The following is a 21177-nucleotide window of genomic DNA, read 5'->3' on the forward strand; positions in this document are numbered from 1 at the left end:
CGTTCGTTTACTTGTAAGGCGCTTAACGCAGCTTGGGACGCAGGGCAACGATGGCTGCCGCGGTCTCTTCGATCGATCGCCGTGTCACATCAATGACCGGCCAGTTGTTGCGCGCGCACAATGCACGCGCGTATTTGAGCTCTTCGGTAATTGACGCCCGATCGACGTAATCGCTTCGATCGTATCCCGGGGTATTTCCCAGCACACGATTTTCGCGCACCTGAGAAATACGGTCTGTCGTCGCAATCAATCCGACGACAAGCGGTCGAGTGGCTGCGAGGAGACTCTCCGGCAGAGGCACACCTGGCACGACTGGAAGGTTCGCAGTCTTGATACCGCGATTGGCAAGATAGATCGACGTGGGCGTCTTGGACGTCCGACTGATCCCGATGATTACAACATCAGCCTGGTCATAGTCCTCCTGCGCCTGACCATCGTCATGGTCCATGGTGAAGTTCAGCGCTTCGATCCGGGCGAAGTAGTCGGCATTCAGCACATGCTGTGCACCAACGCGGCCACGAGATGGTGCGCCGAGATAAGATTGGAACGTCTTGATGATCGGGGCCAAGACGTTGACGCAAGGAAGACCGAGTTCGTGGCATCCTGTCTCGACGAGTGCTGCGAGCTGATGATCGACGATCGTATAGAGAACAATCCCGGGTTCCCGGTCGATCGCTTCAATCAGGGCTTTGACCTGTTTTCGGCTGCGGATCAACGGATAGACGTGTTCGATAGCATTTGAGCCGCGGAACTGCGCAGCAGCTGCACGGCCAGCCGATATGAGAGTTTCTCCCGTGGAGTCAGAAATGAGGTGGAGATGGAAGAAGTTTTTCCGGTTCTCCACGATGTTCTCCTCGGCCTGTTGATAGTTCGGGATAAACACTGGTAGCGGTCCCACCCCGCCGTGGACAAGCGGAAAACCGTCGATTTATCCACAATGCGAAATCGCCCGGTGTCTCTCTAACGCGATCTGTGCATAGCGGTGAAAACGCGCAGTTGCAAAATCGCTTGCACACTTTGCGCACCACAGGACGGGCGTTAAGAATTTCCGAAGCCTCTGACTTCGTTCACGGAATCCCGCTTATCCCCATAGTTCACACTTTGGCTGGTCACTCGGAGGTTCCAAAGGAGCAACTTGCTTGGAAGACGGAATTCCTGTGCAGCGGGTTTAATCCTTGATAGTCACCGACTCTTAGAAATAGAAGAAGATTCAATATCTCTTTTCTTTATTGAAGGGGCATGTGCCTTGAGCAGTCAGAACCGCAAAGTCCTCGAAGTGCTCGACGGGAAAACGGTCACACCACCGCCAATCTGGCTTATGAGGCAGGCAGGCCGGTATTTGCCGGAGTATCGGGAAACGCGGCTGCAGGCCGGAAGTTTCCTCGATCTGTGTTATAACCCCGAACTGGCGGCGGAAGTGACGCTTCAGCCGATCCGACGGTATGGATTTGATGCAGCGATCCTCTTCTCCGATATCCTCGTGATCCCGGATGCCTTGAAGCGCAATGTGCGTTTCACGGAAGGTCATGGACCGCAGATGGATCCGATTGATGAGGACGGCATTGGCCAACTGAAGCCGGATCATGTCGCAGATCACCTGGAGCCTGTGATTGAGACTGTGCGTCGCCTGCGTCGCGATCTACCCAACGAGACGACGCTGCTCGGTTTCTGTGGAGCGCCCTGGACCGTTGCGACCTATATGATCGCAGGCCACGGCACACCGGATCAGGCCCCTGCCCGGCTGTTTGCCTATCGTCATCCCGAGGCGTTTGGACGGCTGCTCGACTTCCTGGCCGATGTCTCTGCGGACTATCTGGTTGCCCAGATTGATGCCGGTGCCGATGCCGTGCAGATCTTCGATTCCTGGGCAGGCGTTCTCGGGGAGGCTGAATTTCAGAAATATGCTGTGGTGCCTGTGCGTCGAATGATCCAATCCGTGAAGGCGCGGCGGCCGGCGGCGAAGATCATCGCATTCGCCAAGGGTGCCGGGATTCTTCTCAAAGACTATCGGCAGGCGACGGGTGCCGATGCAATTGGCCTTGATTGGTCGGTCCCATTGCGTTTTGCCGTTGAACTCCAGAAGGATGGCCCCGTGCAGGGCAATCTCGATCCGATGCGGGTGGTTGCTGGTGGCGTTGCTCTGCGGGAGGGGATAGACGCCGTGCTTCAGGCGCTAGGCCACGGTCCGCTGATATTCAATCTCGGCCATGGCATCACTCCGCAAGCCGATCCGGCTCATGTTACCGATCTCGTCAACCAGGTCAGAAGCTTTGGCTGAGAGTCGGGAAAAGCAAACGGATGAAAGACCCGGGCGCGCGGCTGCGAAACGTGCCGCCGGCGCGTTGGGCTTCTTTGCTTTGATTGGGCTCGGGGTCATGATTGCTGGTCCGGATGTTGCCTATCCCTGGATCAAGGCACTCCATGTCATCGCGATCATCTCCTGGATGGCGGGCATGCTCTACCTGCCGCGGCTTTTTATTTATCACAGCGATTGTAAGCCGGATTCAGATCAGGCGCGAACTTTTGCCGTTATGGAACGACGACTTGTCACCGTGATCATGAACCCCGCGATGATCGTCTCCTGGGTTTTGGGCTTGTATCTGGCCTGGTCCGTTTTCGAATTCCAGGGCGGATGGCTGCATGCCAAGTTGACGGGAGTTGTTGCCCTGTCTGCGGTGCATGGCTATTTCGCCAAATCTGCCCGTTCGTTTGGCGAGGGACGATACGTCAAGACGCCGCGCTTCTGGCGGATGATGAACGAAGCGCCGACATTGCTGATGATCGTCATCGTGATCCTTGCCATCGTGAAACCCTTCTGAGCAATTGAGAGGCGCGGCATTATTTTCAAGACCGTGGGCTTTTCGCTTGCGGTCAAATGCGTGAATCGCTATTTTCGCGCCACTTCTCCTTTTGGCTTGCGTAACATTCAGTCATTTGCGGCCCTCGCATTCGTACCGAATTCCAATCAGCTCGCCGCTCCCCTTAAAATTCCAGAATGACGTGGTCCCTCTTCATGGCTGAAATGAAGCTACAAGAACTCAAGAGCAAATCTCCGACTGATCTCCTGACCTTTGCCGAATCGCTCGAAGTCGAAAACGCGAGCACGATGCGCAAGCAGGAGCTGATGTTTGCGATCCTAAAGATGCTGGCGAGCCAGGATGTCGAGATCATCGGCGAAGGGGTTGTCGAAGTTCTGCAGGACGGCTTCGGGTTCTTGCGTTCGGCCAATGCCAACTATCTGCCGGGGCCGGACGATATCTACATCTCCCCGTCACAGATTCGGCGCTTCTCGCTGAAGACCGGTGATACGGTTGAGGGTCCGATCCGAGGGCCGAAGGAAGGCGAACGCTATTTCGCCCTGCTCAAGGTCAACACGATCAATTTCGAGGATCCTGAAAAGATCCGCCACAAGGTCCACTTCGACAATCTGACGCCGCTTTATCCGAACGAGCGCTTCAAGATGGAGCTGGACGTTCCGACGTCCAAGGACCTTTCCGCGCGGGTCATTGATTTGGTCGCGCCGCTCGGCAAGGGCCAGCGTGGCCTTATTGTCGCGCCGCCGCGCACGGGTAAGACGGTTCTTTTGCAGAACATTGCCCATTCCATCACGGCGAACCATCCGGAATGTTATCTGATCGTTCTTCTCATCGATGAGCGGCCGGAAGAAGTAACGGACATGCAGCGCTCGGTGAAGGGCGAGGTTGTCTCGTCTACCTTCGACGAACCGGCCGTACGTCACGTGCAGGTCGCCGAAATGGTCATCGAGAAGGCCAAGCGTCTGGTTGAGCATGGCCGCGACGTTGTGATCCTGCTCGATTCGATCACGCGTCTGGGCCGCGCTTACAACACGGTTGTCCCCTCTTCCGGTAAGGTTCTGACCGGTGGTGTGGATGCGAATGCTCTGCAGCGTCCCAAGCGCTTCTTCGGTGCTGCACGTAACATCGAAGAAGGTGGCTCGCTGACAATCATTGCGACGGCACTGATCGACACTGGCAGCCGCATGGACGAAGTCATCTTTGAAGAGTTCAAGGGAACCGGCAACTCGGAAATCGTGCTCGACCGGAAGGTGGCGGATAAGCGTATCTTCCCGTCCATGGACATCCTGAAATCTGGAACGCGCAAGGAAGACCTGCTGGTGCCGCGCCAGGATCTCCAGAAGATTTTCGTGTTGCGCCGTATCCTGGCGCCGATGGGCACCACCGATGCCATCGAATTCCTGATCGACAAGCTGAAGCAGACGAAGAACAACGGCGATTTCTTCGACTCGATGAACACGTGATTGACTATGCGGCTCGTTCTTTACGAGCCGCATATGTCGATCTGCGAGGACCGGTCTATTGGCGGCTTTGTCGGATACGATATTTGCGCTGTCGTCAGGCGGGCTGCCCTCCGGGGTTGCCGTCATCAGGATCAGTGGGTCTCAAGCGATCGAGATCCTATCCTGCTTGTCAGATGGTGAGCTTCCTCCGCCGCGTGTTGCGGGGCTTCGTAACCTTCGCCTCCCGGATGGCAGTTTTCTTGATCAGGCTCTGGTCCTGGTCTTTCCAGGTCCAAATTCGTTCACTGGAGAGGATTGTGTTGAGATCCATCTTCACGGAAGTCGAGCCGTTGTTTCTACCACATTAAACTTATTAGCCGGACTCAACGGACTTCGAATGGCGGAGGCCGGCGAGTTTTCCCGCCGGGCATTTCAGAATGGCAAACTGGACCTGGTCGAAGTTGAGGGGCTATCGGATCTCCTCGCTGCCGATACAGAGATGCAAAGACGCCTGGCCATCGAGCAATCCAGTGGCAAATTTTCTTCGGTTTACGAAGGGTGGCGGGAAAAGCTGATCTTCGCGCGTGCCATGATCGAGGCCGAGCTGGATTTCAGCGATGAGGGCGATATTCCGGGATCAATTTCGGACCGCATCTGGTCCGACGTTTCCCAGCTCCTCCATGAGATGGAGGGTGTGCTTCAAAGCCACAAATCAGGCGAAATCATCCGCGATGGCTTCTCGGTGGCTCTCGCTGGTCGTCCAAACGCGGGAAAGTCCAGCTTGTTGAATGCGCTGGTGCAACGGGATGTCGCAATCGTCACCGAAGTTGCAGGAACGACCAGGGATGTCATCCACGCCGAACTGGATCTGGACGGATACAAAGTTCACCTCTTCGACACTGCCGGTTTGCGTGATACCGATGAGGTGGTCGAAAGAGAAGGAATTAAGCGCGCCAGGAAATTAATCAGCGAAGCTGATCTTGTCTTACACCTTATTGACCTAAACGATCAAACCGAAGCGGATCCCATCAATAACCAATGCGTCTGGCGCGTTGGCACCAAGGTTGATGATGCTTTTTCTCCTCCTGCAGCGTCTGGATCTGAGTTCAAGCTGTTGGTTTCGGCAACAGAGGGAACTGGTTTGGACGCTTTACGCGAGGAACTGGCCTCGGAGGTAAAGCGACGGACGGCGGTTTGTAGCCTTGCGGTTCCCAGCCGTTTACGACAGGCACAGAATATTGTATCAGCAGCGGCTTATCTCCGTTCGGCAATTGACGGAGTCCAAAAACCACTGGAATTGCGTGCCGAAGATCTTCGACTGGCGTCAGATGAGCTCGCTCGACTGACCGGCCGAATCGATACCGAAACGCTTTTGGGAAAAATCTTCTCAGAATTCTGCGTGGGCAAGTGATTCACGTGAAACAAAGCCAAAGGACCTGCCATGGCGCTGCTGGATTTTGACGTAATCGTTGTGGGGGGGGGTCATGCGGGAACTGAAGCCGCAGCCGCTTCGGCACGTATGGGCGCAAAAACAGTACTCGTGACCCATAAGCTGGATACGATCGGCATGATGTCTTGCAACCCCGCCATTGGTGGCCTCGGCAAGGGCCACCTGGTGCGTGAGATCGATGCCCTTGATGGTGTCATGGGACGAGCTGCAGATCTCGGCGGTATTCAGTTTCGCATGCTGAACCGAAAGAAGGGGCCGGCTGTCTGGGGGCCGCGTACGCAAGCCGATCGCAAGCTGTATAAACAGGCAGTGCAAGGCCTCCTGAGTGCCCAAAAAAATCTGACTATTCTTGAAGGGAGCGTCGAGCAGTTTGTTCGAGTCGGAACCGAAATAAAAGGTGTTGTCCTTGCTTCCGGTGACATTCTGCATTCAAGAGCAGTCGTCCTTACTACGGGAACTTTCTTACGTGGCCTTATTCACATCGGCGACAAGAAATATGCGGCAGGGCGTGTGGGAGATGCGCCGAGCCTTGGGCTCAGCGCGGATCTGCAAGCACTGGGTCTTTCGCTGGGCCGATTGAAGACTGGCACGCCAGCGCGCCTGGATGGCAATAGCATTGTATGGAACGGCCTGGAAATGCAGGAGGCGGATGAGGTGCCCGTCCCCTTTTCCTTCATGACCGATCGCATCGTTGCTCCCCAGATCGGTTGCGGCATTACCCGGACGACGGCTGAGACGCACCGCATTATTCGCGAGAACATCCACCGCTCCGCGATGTATTCAGGGCAAATCGAAGGTGTGGGTCCGCGATATTGCCCTTCGATCGAAGACAAAATCCATCGCTTCGGTGATCGAGACGGGCATCAGATATTCCTTGAGCCGGAGGGGTTGGATGACAGCACGGTATATCCGAATGGCATTTCGACCTCGTTACCTGAGGATGTGCAAGACGCGCTTATCCACTCTATCCCAGGGTTGGAGGGCGCCCGCATTCTCCAGTATGGCTACGCGATTGAGTATGATTTTGTAGATCCCACTCAGCTCGACCTCTCGCTCGCCGTCAGACGTGCTACTGGGCTCTTTCTCGCCGGCCAGATCAACGGGACAACGGGCTATGAGGAAGCTGGGGCTCAGGGATTGGTTGCAGGCATTAATGCCGCGCTCTATGCATCCCGTCGCGAGACGATCCATTTCAGCCGCACGGATTCCTATATCGGTGTCATGATCGATGACCTGACCACGCGTGGGGTTACGGAGCCGTATCGCATGTTTACATCGCGCGCCGAGTACAGGCTTTCACTTCGGGCCGATAATGCAGATATGCGATTGACTCCAAAAGGTATTGAGCTTGGTTGTGTCGGAGTTGATCGCCGAGATCGCTTCTCAACTTATGCGCAGAAAATTGAAGACTTATCGGCGCGATTGGCCGCGTTGACTGTGTCTCCGAGCGAAATGGCTGGCCACGGCGTTCCGGTCAATCAGGACGGTCGACGCCGCACTGCAGCGGAAATTCTCTCCTATCCGGAGCGCTGTTGGGATGATGTTTGCCGAATTTGGCCTCAACTCAAGGAGGTTGAAACGAAAATCGCGGATGCGGTTTGCATTAATGCGGTCTACGCCGTCTATCTTGGACGGCAGGCGGCAGACATTGCCAGCGCTCAGTCGGAAGAGGCACGGGAGATTCCGGGTGATTTTGATTACGCGAGTCTCTCAGGTCTTTCGAATGAATTGAAACTGAAGCTTAGCCGACAGCGGCCACTAAACGTGGCGCAGGCCGCAAGGATTGAGGGGATGACCCCGGCTGCGGTCGCGCTGTTAATCACCCTGTTGCGCAGAACAAATGAACGGCTGGCATCTTGAATAAGTCAAGCTTAGATGGATTGAATGTTTCACGTGAAACGCGGGAGAGGCTCGACAAATTCGCAGCTCTCTTTGTAAAATGGGCAGGCAAAATCAATCTTGTTGCCCCTTCGACCACGGAAGCTCTGTGGAGTCGACACATTCAAGACTCGTTGCAACTCCGTAACATAGTCAAATCCCCTTGCCGCTGGATCGATCTGGGAAGCGGCGGCGGTTTTCCTGGAGTCGTCACCGCAATCACACTCGCAGAACTGCATGATGGGTGGGTTGACCTGGTTGAGAGCAACAACAAGAAGTGCGGCTTCTTGCGTATGGCATTGATCGAGACATCCGGCCGCGGCACAGTTCACCCTATTCGTATTGAGGAAGCACACAAGAAGCTTGGTGCTCCCGACGTCATTTCTGCTCGGGCGCTTGCTGAACTCGACCAATTGCTGGAGTTCAGTCATCCATGGGCCGTGCAAAATTCGGCTCTGAAGATGCTCTTCCATAAAGGACGGGATTATCAGGTCGAGATTGAGAAAGCGCGTGGTCGTTGGGCTTTCGATCTGGTAATACACCAGAGCGTCGTCGAGGCAGATTCCGTCATTCTGGAGATTACCTCGCTGGAACGCAGGGCCTAACAATTCGGGTGCCAGATGAGTTTCGCGAAAAACCGTATCATCACCATCGCCAATCAAAAAGGTGGGGTAGGCAAGACGACGACCGCCATCAATTTGGCGACTGCCTTGGCGGCGATTGGGGAGCGCGTCCTCATCGTTGATCTTGATCCTCAGGGCAATGCCAGCACGGGGCTGGGCATTGATCGCAGAGACAGGGTCCTTTCTTCTTATGATATTCTGATCGGAAGCCATTCCGTTTCCGAAGCCGTTCTCGACACGGCTGTTCCCAATCTCTCGATTGTGCCTTCCACTATGGATCTTCTCGGCTTCGAGATGGAAATCTCACAGCAAGCAGACAGGGTCTTCCGTCTGCGCAAGGCCCTCAGCCTTGACGATGCTAAAGCCTATAGCTATGTGCTCCTCGACTGCCCGCCGTCTTTCAATCTTTTGACGATGAATGCCATGGCGGCAGCACATTCGGTGCTCGTCCCATTGCAATGCGAGTTCTTCGCATTGGAAGGCTTGAGCCAGTTGCTCGAAACGATCAATCAGGTGCGCCAGACTGTGAATCCGACACTGGATATCCAGGGTATCGTGCTCACAATGTTCGACTCGCGCAACAATCTGGCGCAACAGGTGGTGAACGATGTTCGCGAACATCTGGGAGAGAAGGTGTATACTACGCTCATTCCGCGCAATGTTCGGGTTTCAGAAGCGCCTTCGTATGGGAAGCCAGCAATTCTTTACGATCTGAAGTGTGCGGGCAGTCAGGCTTATCTGCAGCTTGCATCTGAAGTGATCCAGCGTGAGCGGCTGCGAAAGGCCGCTTGAATCTAAAGGGTACGAGTAATGAGTGAAGACGTATCAAAGCGGCGCCTCGGGCGTGGCCTGGCAGCGCTTATCGGAGAGATGGATCAGCCCATCCCTGTCGGCGGTGAAACTCGTACCAGTGTTAGCCCTGATCGCACGTTGCCCATTGAGTTCGTCTCGCGGAGTCCCAAGAACCCCCGTCGCTACTTTGATGAAGCGGAACTACAGGATCTTGCGGGTTCCATCCGTCAGCATGGCATCGTCCAGCCTGTTGTGGTGCGTACAATTGCTGCTACCAACCGCTATGAGATCATTGCCGGTGAACGGCGCTGGCGAGCAGCACAGCTCGCTGGCCTGGTTGAGATCCCCGTCATCATCCGCGACGTTGACGACCGGACAGCGCTTGAGCTCGCGATCGTTGAAAATGTTCAGCGCGCCGATCTTAATCCCCTTGAAGAGGCGCTGGGCTACGACCAGCTGATTGCGGAGCATGGATACACCCAGAACGATCTGGGCGAGATCATCGGAAAGAGCCGCAGTCATGTGGCCAACAGTTTGCGTCTGTTGAAGCTGCCCGAGCCTGTACGCGACATGCTGGCCGAGGGCAGCCTTTCGGCAGGGCATGCGCGTGCTTTGGTCTCGACGCCTGATCCGGTCAGCCTTGCCAAAGTCATTACAGCCAAAGGCATGTCCGTTCGTGATGCTGAAAAATTGGCTCAAAACCACATCAAGTCGCAGGGCGTGCCGCAGCATCCGGAACCCCGTGAGCCTAAAGATTCAGACACGATCGCGCTCGAGCGCAGTCTGTCTGATCGACTGGGGCTCCAGGTGTCGATCAATCACAAGGGCGGCGGAGGTCAGTTGAAGATCAACTACACGTCGCTGGAGCAGCTCGAAGACATCTGCCGCCTGCTTGAGGCGCGCTAAGCGCGCCTGTTGCGCCGAGCCGCCTGGAGTGTGGTTGCGAGAAGTGTCTGAACTGCAGCATCTGCCTCAAGGGAGGCGCGTTGACGCCCGATCAGGATCGTCGATTGCAGCTTCGACGCTTCCTTTCCCAAATCGCTACTGTTCCACGTCCGTAACGTTTTCTCGATTATTGGTTTGCGTCGAAAATGAATGCCGCGTCCGAGGGACTGCATCACCTGAGAGGGCTGCTGCTGCCGTTCGTCCATTTCCAAGCGCATTGTTTCCAGCAGATGAAACTGCTTCATCGTTGATTGCAGTACCAGGAAAATCGCTGTTTTGGAGGCAATGACCTTCTGAACGGCATGGAGGAAGGCATCGACATCGCCGTTCAGAACGGCGTCAACGACCTCGTCCGTTGATGTCGCACTGGCGTCCCCTACGATGTCCAGAACGTGCTGCTCATCGATCAGATCTTGATGCAGGCAATAGAGAACCAACTTACGAATCTCGTTGCGTGACGCTATACGATCGCCTCCGATCGAATTGAGCAACAACTCACGCGCAGCCGGCGTAATGCGCAAGTTGGCGGACGCAAGCTCCTGGTCCACAAGCGCGTTCAACGCGCGAGAGTCATCCTGATAGCAGGCAATCGAGGCAATGGATCTGTTTGTCTCTCCAACTTTCCGAAGAGCTGCGCCCTTCTTCAAGTCGCCTGCCTCTACGATAACGTAGCTGCCCTGCGGCGGATCAGCGCCCAGGAGCTGAAGTGCGTCCACCAGCGGCTTTTCATTGGCAGCTCCGCGGACCCAGATCAGCTTTTCTCCCCCAAAGAGACCAAAGGAGTTCACTTCATCAAGAAGACGGCCGGGGTCACTCTGCATGTCGCCCACATCCAAGCGGATCAAAGCAAATCCATCGGATTGATCGACGCCGGTCAGCGCAGCTATGGCCGATGCCCGTTCAGCAACGAGGCCCTTGTCCGGTCCATACACGATGAAGACGCGGTAGTGCTTCGCTTGCTTCTGCAGAAAGCCGTCGACTTCGTGGGATTTGATCTCGACCATGGCCGCCGTTAGCGGCCCAAAGTCATCGTCAGATCCGCATAGATCACTTCAGCGAGTTCGCGAGCGGCCCTTGTCTCTGCATCGCGGACCGAACGAAGTTTGGCGAACTCCTGACGCGGATAGTCGAACAGGGCAACGGCCTGTCGGCGCCCTGACTTCAGGACTGTGTCATCCGAGATCCGCGTAAGGGTGTAGGTGCCGATTGCAACCGCACGGCCTGCGTTGGCCGTGTCGGCCGCCCGGTCGAGTAGAACACCCTCAACAGAAGCGGTGACATCGAGGTCGACACGATACTGGGGCGTGGAAGACTCAGCGCCGCCTGTCGTGAGGAAAATCAGACGGTTCCGCGTCTCCAGGCCGACTCGGGAGTTCGCCGGCGAGTAGGCAATTGCCGCCAGGGAAGCTCGTGTATGACCGTCAGTGTCCTGATAAAGAGGACGAGCCTGACATCCAGCCAAAAGCATGGCTGCCATAAGCAAAACCGTTCGACGAAGCATTTTTGATTTCCGAGATTCAGAGAACAATATTCACGATCCTTCCCGGAACGACGATGATCTTTTTCGGCGCTTGACCGTTCAATGCGTTACGCACCGCGTCGAGTGCCAACACGGCTTCGCTGACCGCAGTTTGATCCGCGTCTCGGTTGATTGTCAATTCCGCGCGCTTCTTGCCATTGATCTGCACAGGAAGCGTGACTTCGTTCTCTGCGACCAGTGCTTCATCATAGCTCGGCCATGAAGTCTGCGCCACAAGGCCTTCATTGCTCAGGACGGTCCAGCATTCTTCGGCGAGATGCGGCGTCATCGGTGCAATAAGGTGCACGAGAATCTCAGCAGCGTTACGAAGCGCTGCTTTCTGTGTCGTATCGGCCGTGCCGGAAGCAACCTGGGTCAAGGGAGATGCCAGCGTATTGACCAGTTCGTAAATCCGGGCAATTGCCTTGTTGAAGGCAAGCTTGTCCAGATCTGCCTGAACCGCCTTCAAAGTCTTGTGGGCGGCCTGAGAGGCCTCCAACGCTGGACCTTCCTTAGCCGGATTCGGCGAAACGTTCCGCAATTCCGAAGCGGCTTCGGAGATCAGCCGCCAAACCCGCTGAACAAAGCGATGAGCACCCTCGACGCCGGCCTCGGACCAGATCACATCGCGATCGGGCGGCGAATCGGAAAGGACGAAGAAGCGGGCCGTGTCGGCGCCATAGGATGAAATGATATCGTCGGGGTCGACGACATTCTTTTTAGACTTCGACATCTTCTCGATCGAGCCGATGCGGGCCTCCTGACCGTTGGACAGGAGGTAAGCTCTCCGGGCTCCATCCGCCTCTTCGATGCGCAGATCGGCCGGAGCCACCCATTCGCGCGTCAGGCCATCGCCGATGCTGTAGGTTTCGTGGACGACCATGCCCTGGGTAAACAGACCCTTGAAGGGTTCCTTGATGTCGACGTGGCCAGTCTCGCGCATCGCACGCGTGAAGAAACGCGAGTAGAGCAGATGCAGGATCGCATGTTCGATGCCGCCAATATACTGGTCGACCGGCAGCCACTTGTTTGCAGCCGCGACATCCGTCGGATTGTCTTCCCAAGGCGCTGTAAAGCGGGCGTAGTACCAGCTGGAGTCGACAAATGTGTCCATCGTATCCGTCTCGCGACGGGCATCCTTGCCGCAGCACGGGCAGGCCACATGGCGCCAGGTCGGGTGGCGGTCCAGCGGGTTGCCCGGCTTGTCGAAGGTAACGTCATCGGGCAGACGAACGGGAAGATCCGCCTTCGGGACGGGCACGACACCACAATCCTCGCAGTGAATGACCGGGATCGGGCAGCCCCAATAACGCTGGCGTGAAATACCCCAGTCGCGCAGGCGGAAGTTTACCTTGCGCTCGCCCTGGGGGGCGTTACCCAGGGTCTGGTTCGACAGACGGTTCGCGACTTCCTCGAAGGCTTCTGTGGTCGACAGGCCATCCAGGAAGCGAGAGTTGATCATCACGCCGTCGTCGGTGAAGGCGGTGTCTCCAATGGCGAAGGTGGCTGCGTCGTCGTCTTTCGGCATCACTACGGGAACGACGGGCAGATCATACTTGCGCGCAAAATCAAGGTCGCGCTGGTCGCCGGACGGGCAACCGAAGATCGCACCGGTGCCGTATTCCATCAGCACGAAATTGGCGACATAGACCGGAAGCTCCCAGCTGGGGTCCAGCGGATGCTTGACGCGGACGCCGGTGTCGATCCCCTTCTTTTCAGCCGTTTCCAGCGCGGCGAGGGAGGTGCCAGCGTGACGGCATTCGTGGCAGAAGGCATCGACGTCAGGGTTGGTCGCCGAGACTTCGCGGGCCATGGGATGATCGGCTGCGATCGCGAGGAAGGATGCACCGAACAGGGTGTCTGGACGGGTTGTGTAAACCGTGACTTCCTTCTCGGCACTGCCGGATGCGACTTCCCAGCGGACCAGCATGCCTTCGGAACGACCAATCCAGTTCTTCTGCATCAGCCGGACCTTTTCCGGCCACTGGTCGAGTTCATCGAGTGCGTCAAGCAGATCCTGGCTGAAGTCGGTGATCTTGAAGAACCACTGCGTCAGTTCGCGCTGCTCGACCAGAGCACCAGAGCGCCAGCCGCGGCCGTCAATGACCTGCTCGTTTGCGAGCACGGTCATGTCTTCGGGATCCCAGTTCACCTTGGAATTCTTGCGGTAGACCAGTCCCTTTTCCATAAAATCGAGGAAGAGGTGCTGCTGGCGGTGGTAGTAGTCGACGTCGCAGGTCGCGAACTCGCGGGACCAGTCGAGCGACAGACCCATGGATTTCAGCTGGCCGCGCATGGTGGCGATGTTTTCATAGGTCCAGGCCTTCGGATGAACCTTGTTCTTCATCGCAGCGTTTTCGGCGGGCATGCCGAAGGCATCCCAACCCATCGGATGCAGCACGTTATAGCCGCGCGCGCGCTTGTAGCGGGCCACGACATCACCCATCGCGTAATTGCGCACATGGCCCATGTGGATGCGTCCCGACGGATAGGGGAACATCTCAAGCACGTAATATTTCTCGCGCGGGTCCGCGTTGTCAGTCTCGAAGACCTTCTCCTCGGCCCATTTGGCTTGCCAACGGGGCTCGGCGTCGCGCGGGTTATAACGTTCGGTGGCCATGGTTTGCAGTTCCGGAAATAGCGTCAAAAAGGAGGGCTGACCTTCATCATGAAACCGGCCAAGCGTCAAGTTTTTGAGGTGCTTCCCTGATCCTCGATCGCAGTGTCTTGTCAGGCGGCGCAGAGACCCTTAACCCATGGTGCAGATGCCCGAGACACCTATTCGCGGGAATGATGACGAGGATTAGTCATGTCTGTTGAACAGAGACTGGGCGAGGTTCGCTCAAAGATTGCCATAGCAGCTCGCGAAGCGGGTCGTGAGCCGGATTCGATTACGCTTGTTGCTGTCTCAAAGACCTTTGATGCGCCGTACATTCAGCCGGCGATCGATGGGGGACAAAGGGTCTTTGGTGAAAACCGGGTCCAGGAGGCGCAAGGCAAGTGGCCGTCGCTGAAGGCAAAAGCGCCTGATATCGAACTCCATCTCATTGGTCCGCTGCAGTCGAATAAGGCTGCAGACGCAGTTGCGCTGTTTGATGTCATCGAAAGTGTGGACCGCGAAAAGATTGCCCGTGCGCTGGCCGCTGAAATGGCGGTGCAACGGCGCGCGCTGCGCGTTTATGTCCAGGTCAACACCGGCATGGAGCCGCAAAAGGCAGGCATTGCGCCTGATGATGTGTCGAGCTTCGTGACACTGTGTCGCGCGGAACTGGGCCTGCAGGTAGAAGGTCTGATGTGTATTCCACCCGTTGACGAGAATCCCGGCCCGCATTTCGCCCTGCTCGCAAAGCTGGCTGACGAAAACGGTGTGGCCAAGTTGTCGATGGGCATGTCTGGAGATTTCGAAACAGCCATCGGCTTCGGTGCCACCAGCGTTCGTGTCGGGTCTGCCATATTCGGCAGCCGCTGACCTGCAGGTTAGACCTTCGGCATAGCGCTTTGGTCTGGCTTCCCTCCCGCTGCCGGCAATCCTAATATTCCGATAAAGGCCGAACGGCCTCGATACCTCGGGAGGGTTGCCATGCAAGACAGTTATCAGGACACCTATTCAGCCTGGGAAGCGGATCCGGACGCATTTTGGGCAGGTGCTGCGCAGGACATTCATTGGTTCACCCCGCCAACGACAACCTTCGACGGCAGCATTGGCGCCTATGGCCGGTGGTTCGTCGGAGGAGAGACGAATACCTGCTACAACTGTATTGACCGCCATGTCGTGGCGGGGCGGGGCGCCGAGACGGCAGTCATCTACGATAGTCCGATGACCGGCCAGACCGCACGTTACGGTTATGATGCGGTCTTGACCGAGGTCTCGGCGCTTGCTGGGGTCCTTCGCAACCATGGGGTCAGCAAGGGTGATCGGGTGATCATCTACATGCCAATGATCCCCGAAGCTGTTTTCGCCATGCTGGCCTGCGCCCGTATCGGCGCTGTGCATTCCGTCGTTTTTGGCGGTTTTGCCGCGCATGAACTTGCCACCCGGATCGATGATTCGGGTGCCAAGGTAGTGATTGGGGCGAGTTGTGGCCTCGAACCTGGCCGTATCGTTCCCTACAAGCCGCTTCTCGACCAGGCGATCGACATGGCGAAGGCCAAGCCGGACTATTGTCTGGTGTTGCAACGGGACCAATATCACGCGCCGCTGCGCTACGAGCATGGCGATGTTGATCTCGCCCAGGCGATCGAGCAGGAAAAACTGACGGGCACAAAAGTCGACTGCGTGCCGGTGGCGTCAACCGATCCGCTCTACATTCTCTACACATCGGGAACCACGGGACAGCCGAAGGGTGTCGTGCGCGACACTGGCGGTCATATGGTCGCGCTCAACTGGACCATGCGCAATATCTATGGCGTGAAACCGGGCGAGGTGTTCTGGGCTGCGTCCGACATCGGCTGGGTCGTCGGCCATTCCTATATCGTCTATGGCCCCCTGCTTGCCGGCAATGCAACGGTGATCTTCGAGGGAAAGCCGGTGGGGACGCCGGACGCGGGGACTTTCTGGCGCGTCGTCAATGATCATGACGTCAAGGTGCTGTTCACCGCGCCGACGGCCTTCCGAGCCATCCGACGCGATGATCCTGATGGCGAGCACATGGCTCGCTACGATCTTTCAGGCCTGCGTGCGCTCTTCCTGGCCGGCGAGCGTGCTGATCCGGAAACGCTCAAATGGGCGGAAGCCAAGCTCAAGATCCCGGTCATCGATCATTGGTGGCAGACGGAAACCGGATGGGCGATCGCAGCCAATCCCGCCGGCCTCGGACTGCTTCCCGTCAAACATGGCTCACCTGCGAAGCCGATGCCGGGCTATGCGCTTGATGTTCTGGATGACGCCGGCCATCCAGTGCCGCATGGAACGCTGGGGAATATCGTTGCCAAACTTCCCCTCCCCCCCGGCTGCCTCGTCTCCTTCTGGAACGCCGAGGATCGTTTTCGGTCGTCGTGTCTTGAGGAGTTTCCCGGTTACTACAAAACAGCTGATGCGGGGATCATTGACAAGGATGGCTATGTCTTTGTCATGGCGCGCACGGACGACATCATCAATTGCGCGGGGCACCGTCTCTCCACGGGTGGCATGGAGGAGGTCTGTGCCATGCATCCTGATGTCGCCGAATGTGCCGTGATTGGCATCGCCGACGAGTTGAAGGGCCAGATCCCCTGCGGCTTCCTGGTGCTGAAAAAGAACGTCCACCGCGACCATGCCGTTATTGCGAAGGAAGTCGTTCAGCTCGTACGCGATGAGATCGGTCCTGTTGCCGCTTTCAAGATGGTGCTGATGGTCGATCGGCTGCCGAAAACTCGATCCGGTAAGATTCTACGGGGAACCATGCAGAAAATCGCTGATGGATTGCCTTGGAAGATGCCGGCGACGATTGATGATCCCGCCATTCTCGACGAAATAACAGCTGTTCTGCAAGCGCATGGACAAGTCCCGTCAGCCGGCAAGGTTGCCGTCGGCTGACGGCGTTCTTTTTGCGCGTGAGCTTTGCCCAAAAGAAAACCCCGGTCACCAGATGGTGCCGGGGTCCTGATGTCGCGCTCGTTTGAAAGCTTAGTACTGGTCGTCTTCGTCGTCGTTGCGACGGTCGGACTTGAGCGACTGCAGCTTGGCGAAAACGGCGTTGGCGTCGATTTCCTTTTCCTTCTCTTCCTCGCGGCCATAGCCGAAGGGGAGATTTTCGGTTTCGCTGGTCGACTGAAGCGTGGCGCCGAGTTCGGCAGCAGTCGGAAGCGGACGACCCTTGGATGCCTTTTCCACTTCCAGGTCGAGGTCGATCTGGCTGCACAGGCCGAGGGTGACGGGGTCCATCGGCGCCAGGTTGGTCGAGTTCCAATGCGTGCGCTCGCGGATCTGTTCGATCGTCGACTTGGTCGTGCCGACGAGGCGCGAAATCTGGGCGTCCTTCAGTTCCGGATGGTTGCGCACCAGCCAGAGAATGGCGTTGGGACGATCCTGGCGCTTGGAAACTGGCGTGTAACGCGGGCCGCGGCGCTTGGAGTCGGGAACCCGGACCTTCGGCTCGGAGAGCTTCAGCTTGTGGTTCGGGTCCTTCTCGGCCTTGACGATTTCGTCGCGCGACAGCTGGCCGGTGGCGATCGGATCGAGACCCTTGATGCCCTGCGCTGCTTCGCCGTCCGCGATCGCCTTGACTTCGAGCGGGTGCAGTTTGCAGAACTGCGCAATCTGGTCGAATGACAGCGCGGTGTTGTCGACGAGCCAAACGGCGGTCGCCTTCGGCATGAGCAGTGTCTGGGCCATGGATACAATCCTTCTGAACGTCCGCGCCGGTTGTCGCGGGCCGTGGGTTTAAACCACTATTTCCGGGAATTCGGCGTCCTTATAGCGATAATGTAACGAAATTGCAATTCTCCAAGACACGAATGACCTTTGTCTAATTGCTGGCTGAATTTCTCCTGATATGAATAGCCGCGATAGGCCGGGGAGGACGGTCCTGGTCATTTGGAGTGGCCCGTCAACATGGGAGGAATTCATGTCAGCCAAAACCTATCCGGTGCTGAAATCGGCGAAGGCGCAAGCACTGATCGATGAGGACAAGTACCTGAAGTGGTACGAGGAAAGCATCGAGAACCCGGAAAAGTTCTGGGGCAAGCACGGCAAGCGCATCGATTGGTTCAAGCCCTATACCAAGGTAAAAAACACCTCGTTCAAGGGAAAGGTGCCGATCAAGTGGTTCGAAGACGGCCTGACGAACGTCTCCTACAACTGCATCGACCGTCACCTGAAGACGCATGGCGAACGTGTGGCGATCATCTGGGAAGGTGACAACCCGTATATCGACAAGAAGATCACCTATAACGAGCTTTACGAGCATGTTTGCCGGATGGCGAATGTCTTGAAGAAGCACGGTGTGAAGAAGGGCGATCGCGTCACCATCTACATGCCGATGATCCCGGAAGCTGCCTATGCCATGCTCGCCTGCGCGCGCATCGGGGCCGTTCATTCAGTGGTTTTCGGTGGCTTCTCGCCTGAAGCTCTGGCCGGCCGTATCGTCGACTGCGAATCCACCTTCGTGATCACATGTGACGAGGGCGTGCGTGGTGGCAAGCCGGTACCTCTCAAGGAAAACACCGATATCGCCATCGACATCGCTGCGAAGCAGTATGTCATCGTCAATAAGGTTCTCGTCGTGCGCCGCACCGGCGGCAAGATCGGCTGGGCTCCTGGCCGCGACATCTGGCATCACCAGGAGATGCATACGGTCAAGGCCGAATGCCCACCGGTCAAGATGAAGGCGGAGGACCCGCTGTTCATCCTTTACACGTCCGGCTCGACGGGCAAGCCCAAGGGCGTAATGCATACGACCGGCGGTTATCTCGTTTATGCCTCGATGACGCACGAATATGTCTTCGACTACCACGACGGGGACATCTACTGGTGCACCGCCGATGTGGGCTGGGTGACAGGCCATTCCTACATCGTCTACGGCCCACTCTCGAACTGCGCCACCACGCTGATGTTCGAAGGCATTCCCACCTTCCCCGACCAGGGCCGGTTCTGGGAGGTCATCGAGAAGCACAAGGTGAATATCTTCTACACGGCGCCAACGGCGATCCGTTCGCTGATGGGTGCCGGTGACGATTTCGTGAAGCGTTCCGACCGCTCATCGCTCCGTCTGCTCGGCTCTGTCGGTGAGCCGATCAATCCGGAAGCCTGGGAGTGGTATTACAACGTCGTCGGCGAACAGAAGTCGCCCGTGGTTGATACCTGGTGGCAGACAGAAACCGGCGGGATCATGATCACCCCCCTGCCCGGCGCGACTCCGCTGAAACCCGGCTCTGCGACCCGCCCCTTCTTCGGCGTCAAACCTGAACTGGTCGATAACGAAGGCAAGGTGCTGGAAGGTGCGACCGACGGCAATCTCTGCATCACGGACAGCTGGCCAGGCCAGGCGCGGTCGGTCTATGGGGACCATGAGCGCTTCGTTCAGACCTACTTTTCGACCTACAAGGGCAAGTATTTCACCGGTGATGGCTGCCGCCGGGATGAGGATGGGTATTATTGGATCACAGGGCGCGTTGATGATGTACTGAACGTATCCGGGCACAGACTTGGCACCGCCGAGGTCGAATCAGCCTTGGTTTCGCACCATCTGGTCTCGGAAGCTGCAGTTGTGGGCTACCCGCACAGCATCAAGGGCCAAGGCATCTATTGCTATGTGACATTGATGTCTGGTCATGAGGGCAACGAGGCTCTGCGGGCCGACTTGGTCAAGCATGTGCGGTCCGAGATCGGGCCGATTGCCAGCCCGGACAAGATCCAGTTTGCGCCGGGACTTCCAAAGACCCGATCTGGCAAGATCATGCGACGCATTCTGCGAAAGATTGCCGAGGATGATTTTGGAGCTCTCGGCGATACGTCGACGCTTGCTGATCCGGCTGTCGTCGATGACCTGATTGCGAACCGACAGAACCGCAGCGCCTGATCGGCGTTGACATGATCCGGCGTCTTATCGACGCCGGATTTTATTCGCATCTGCGCACTAAAAAGCCCGAAGGTTGATTGCAACCTTCGGGCTTTTGAATTCATGCGTTGATCGATCGGCATAAACGATTGAGAACGTCGTCGCCGAGTTGCTTTACTCGGCCGAATCTGCGGATTCAGCGTTCAGAAGGCCGTATTTCTGTTCACCAATTTTTCCGAGAAGATCCAACTGGGTCTCCAGGAAGTCGATGTGGCCCTCTTCGTCCATGAGCAGCGTTTCAAAAAGCTTCATCGAAACATAATCGCCTGCAGCGTGACAGATGTCGCGCGAGGCCTTGTAGGCGGTGCGGGCGTCATATTCGCCTGCAAGATCGGCTTCCAGCACTTCCTTGACGTTCTGGCCGATGCGCAACGGCGCGACTGTCTGCAGATTGGGGTGACCCTCGAGGAAGATAATACGGTCGATGATCTTGTCGGCGTGCTGCATTTCCTCGATCGATTCGGCGCGCTCTTTCTTGGCGAGCTTCGTATAGCCCCAATCGTTGAGCAGGCGGTAGTGCAGCCAGTACTGATTGACAGCGCCGAGTTCGAGAAACAGCGCTTCGTTGAGCTGCTCAATGACCTTGGGATCACCCTTCATCTTTATCGTCCTTTACGTGATTGGAATTGGGGAACACTAGCGTCGGCAGCCCAATCTGTCGAGACCTCTTTTAGAAGGATTCTAATTTTGGCGGCGCTGCCGCAGATCGCTTCGCAGAGTGGTGACGGACAGGATGCCAGGTTTCAGCTTCTGCGATCCACAACAGGGCAATCACTCATGAAACGCCAATGTGACTAATATAGGAAAAGATAGCGGGGAGTGAACTCAGCCTGCGCGGCGGGCCGCAAGCATGGTCTGGCGACGCTCGGCGAGAGCTGCCTTCTGCTCTTCATGGAATTGCTTCAGACGCTCCATGAAATTGACGACCTCGGTTTCCTCGGTCTTGCGCGCAGCGTGATATTCAGCGGTGGTCTTGATGATCAGGTCAACGACATTTGGGAAACAGCCGCAGCAACGGCCACGTTTACCCATGGCGTGATAGACCTTGCCTGGAACGATCAACTGCCAACAGTCTTCATCCAGCAGTTCATGGATAACTGCCTTGATGTCCTTGTCGGTGATGTAATTGCAGCTGCAGACCAGCATGGGATCGGAGACCGTCAAACATGACACTT

Annotated in this window: 18 protein-coding genes; 11 read left to right on the forward strand and 7 right to left on the reverse strand. The window is 56.8% G+C overall.

Translation table 11 applies throughout. From position 1 onward, the window contains the following. Positions 1-22 precede the first annotated feature (22 nt). Positions 23-844, reverse strand: coding sequence for a pyruvate, water dikinase regulatory protein (locus DFO46_RS17160; RefSeq protein WP_120278328.1), 822 nt, complete (start codon positions 842-844; stop codon positions 23-25). Positions 845-1246: 402 nt separating this feature from the next. Between DFO46_RS17160 and hemE the strand changes: the two genes are divergently transcribed. From hemE to DFO46_RS17200, 8 genes are all read left to right on the forward strand, one after another. Further along, the gene (hemE, locus tag DFO46_RS17165; protein WP_120278329.1) at positions 1247-2278 is read left to right on the forward strand and encodes a uroporphyrinogen decarboxylase; all 1032 of its coding nucleotides are present in this window, start codon (positions 1247-1249) and stop codon (positions 2276-2278) included. Continuing rightward, positions 2271-2819, forward strand: coding sequence for a protoporphyrinogen oxidase HemJ (gene hemJ / locus DFO46_RS17170; RefSeq protein WP_245422629.1), 549 nt, complete (start codon positions 2271-2273; stop codon positions 2817-2819). The genes hemE and hemJ overlap by 8 nt, the downstream gene beginning before the upstream one ends. Before the next feature lie 194 nt (positions 2820-3013). After that, on the forward strand, positions 3014-4279 hold the full coding sequence (gene rho, locus DFO46_RS17175) for a transcription termination factor Rho (protein ID WP_110791477.1): 1266 nt from the start codon (positions 3014-3016) through the stop codon (positions 4277-4279). 58 nt (positions 4280-4337) lie between these two features. Further along, positions 4338-5669: a tRNA uridine-5-carboxymethylaminomethyl(34) synthesis GTPase MnmE gene (mnmE, locus tag DFO46_RS17180; RefSeq protein ID WP_120278331.1), complete on the forward strand. Its 1332-nt coding sequence runs from the start codon at positions 4338-4340 to the stop codon at positions 5667-5669. Between the two features lie 36 nt (positions 5670-5705). Next, positions 5706-7568: a tRNA uridine-5-carboxymethylaminomethyl(34) synthesis enzyme MnmG gene (gene mnmG / locus DFO46_RS17185; RefSeq protein ID WP_183041961.1), complete on the forward strand. Its 1863-nt coding sequence runs from the start codon at positions 5706-5708 to the stop codon at positions 7566-7568. Beyond that, positions 7565-8191 (forward strand): 16S rRNA (guanine(527)-N(7))-methyltransferase RsmG, encoded by a 627-nt coding sequence (gene rsmG, locus DFO46_RS17190; RefSeq protein WP_120278333.1) that lies wholly within the window; start codon positions 7565-7567, stop codon positions 8189-8191. The genes mnmG and rsmG overlap by 4 nt, the downstream gene beginning before the upstream one ends. 15 nt (positions 8192-8206) lie before the next feature. Beyond that, entirely contained in the window at positions 8207-9001 is a 795-nt protein-coding gene (locus tag DFO46_RS17195; protein ID WP_110791380.1) for a ParA family protein, read from the forward strand. A gap of 18 nt (positions 9002-9019) precedes the next feature. Beyond that, on the forward strand, positions 9020-9907 hold the full coding sequence (locus DFO46_RS17200) for a ParB/RepB/Spo0J family partition protein (protein WP_120278334.1): 888 nt from the start codon (positions 9020-9022) through the stop codon (positions 9905-9907). Here DFO46_RS17200 and holA read toward each other — a convergent pair. Genes holA through leuS form a run of 3 tightly spaced genes read right to left on the reverse strand, consistent with a single transcriptional unit; the run spans position 9904 to position 14085 of the window. Further along, the gene (gene holA, locus DFO46_RS17205; protein ID WP_120278335.1) at positions 9904-10950 is read right to left on the reverse strand and encodes a DNA polymerase III subunit delta; all 1047 of its coding nucleotides are present in this window, start codon (positions 10948-10950) and stop codon (positions 9904-9906) included. The genes DFO46_RS17200 and holA overlap by 4 nt on opposite strands. A gap of 8 nt (positions 10951-10958) precedes the next feature. Continuing rightward, complete coding sequence (locus DFO46_RS17210) at positions 10959-11423, reverse strand: hypothetical protein (protein ID WP_245422630.1); 465 nt, start codon at positions 11421-11423, stop codon at positions 10959-10961. 40 nt (positions 11424-11463) lie between these two features. Beyond that, positions 11464-14085 (reverse strand): leucine--tRNA ligase, encoded by a 2622-nt coding sequence (gene leuS, locus DFO46_RS17215; protein ID WP_120278612.1) that lies wholly within the window; start codon positions 14083-14085, stop codon positions 11464-11466. A 189-nt stretch (positions 14086-14274) separates the two neighbouring features. On the opposite strand from leuS, the gene DFO46_RS17220 reads away from it, so the two are divergent. Beyond that, on the forward strand, positions 14275-14934 hold the full coding sequence (locus DFO46_RS17220; protein ID WP_120278337.1) for a YggS family pyridoxal phosphate-dependent enzyme: 660 nt from the start codon (positions 14275-14277) through the stop codon (positions 14932-14934). A gap of 111 nt (positions 14935-15045) precedes the next feature. Next, positions 15046-16980, forward strand: a complete 1935-nt coding sequence (locus tag DFO46_RS17225; protein WP_120278338.1) for a propionyl-CoA synthetase — start codon at positions 15046-15048, stop codon at positions 16978-16980. Positions 16981-17070: 90 nt separating this feature from the next. Here the strand turns inward: DFO46_RS17225 and DFO46_RS17230 are convergent, their stop codons facing one another. Further along, on the reverse strand, positions 17071-17778 hold the full coding sequence (locus DFO46_RS17230; RefSeq protein ID WP_110791374.1) for a DUF1013 domain-containing protein: 708 nt from the start codon (positions 17776-17778) through the stop codon (positions 17071-17073). Positions 17779-18010: 232 nt separating this feature from the next. Between DFO46_RS17230 and acs the strand changes: the two genes are divergently transcribed. Next, positions 18011-19963, forward strand: a complete 1953-nt coding sequence (gene acs / locus DFO46_RS17235; RefSeq protein WP_110791373.1) for an acetate--CoA ligase — start codon at positions 18011-18013, stop codon at positions 19961-19963. Between the two features lie 153 nt (positions 19964-20116). Here acs and bfr read toward each other — a convergent pair whose 3' ends face one another. Next, on the reverse strand, positions 20117-20602 hold the full coding sequence (bfr, locus tag DFO46_RS17240; RefSeq protein WP_110791372.1) for a bacterioferritin: 486 nt from the start codon (positions 20600-20602) through the stop codon (positions 20117-20119). A 225-nt stretch (positions 20603-20827) separates the two neighbouring features. After that, positions 20828-21175, reverse strand: coding sequence for a (2Fe-2S)-binding protein (locus tag DFO46_RS17245; protein WP_348627750.1), 348 nt, complete (start codon positions 21173-21175; stop codon positions 20828-20830). Positions 21176-21177 lie beyond the last annotated feature (2 nt).

Source organism: Rhizobium sp. AG855 (genome assembly GCF_003610655.1).
In the GTDB taxonomy this organism is placed as follows: domain Bacteria; phylum Pseudomonadota; class Alphaproteobacteria; order Rhizobiales; family Rhizobiaceae; genus Allorhizobium; species Allorhizobium wuzhouense.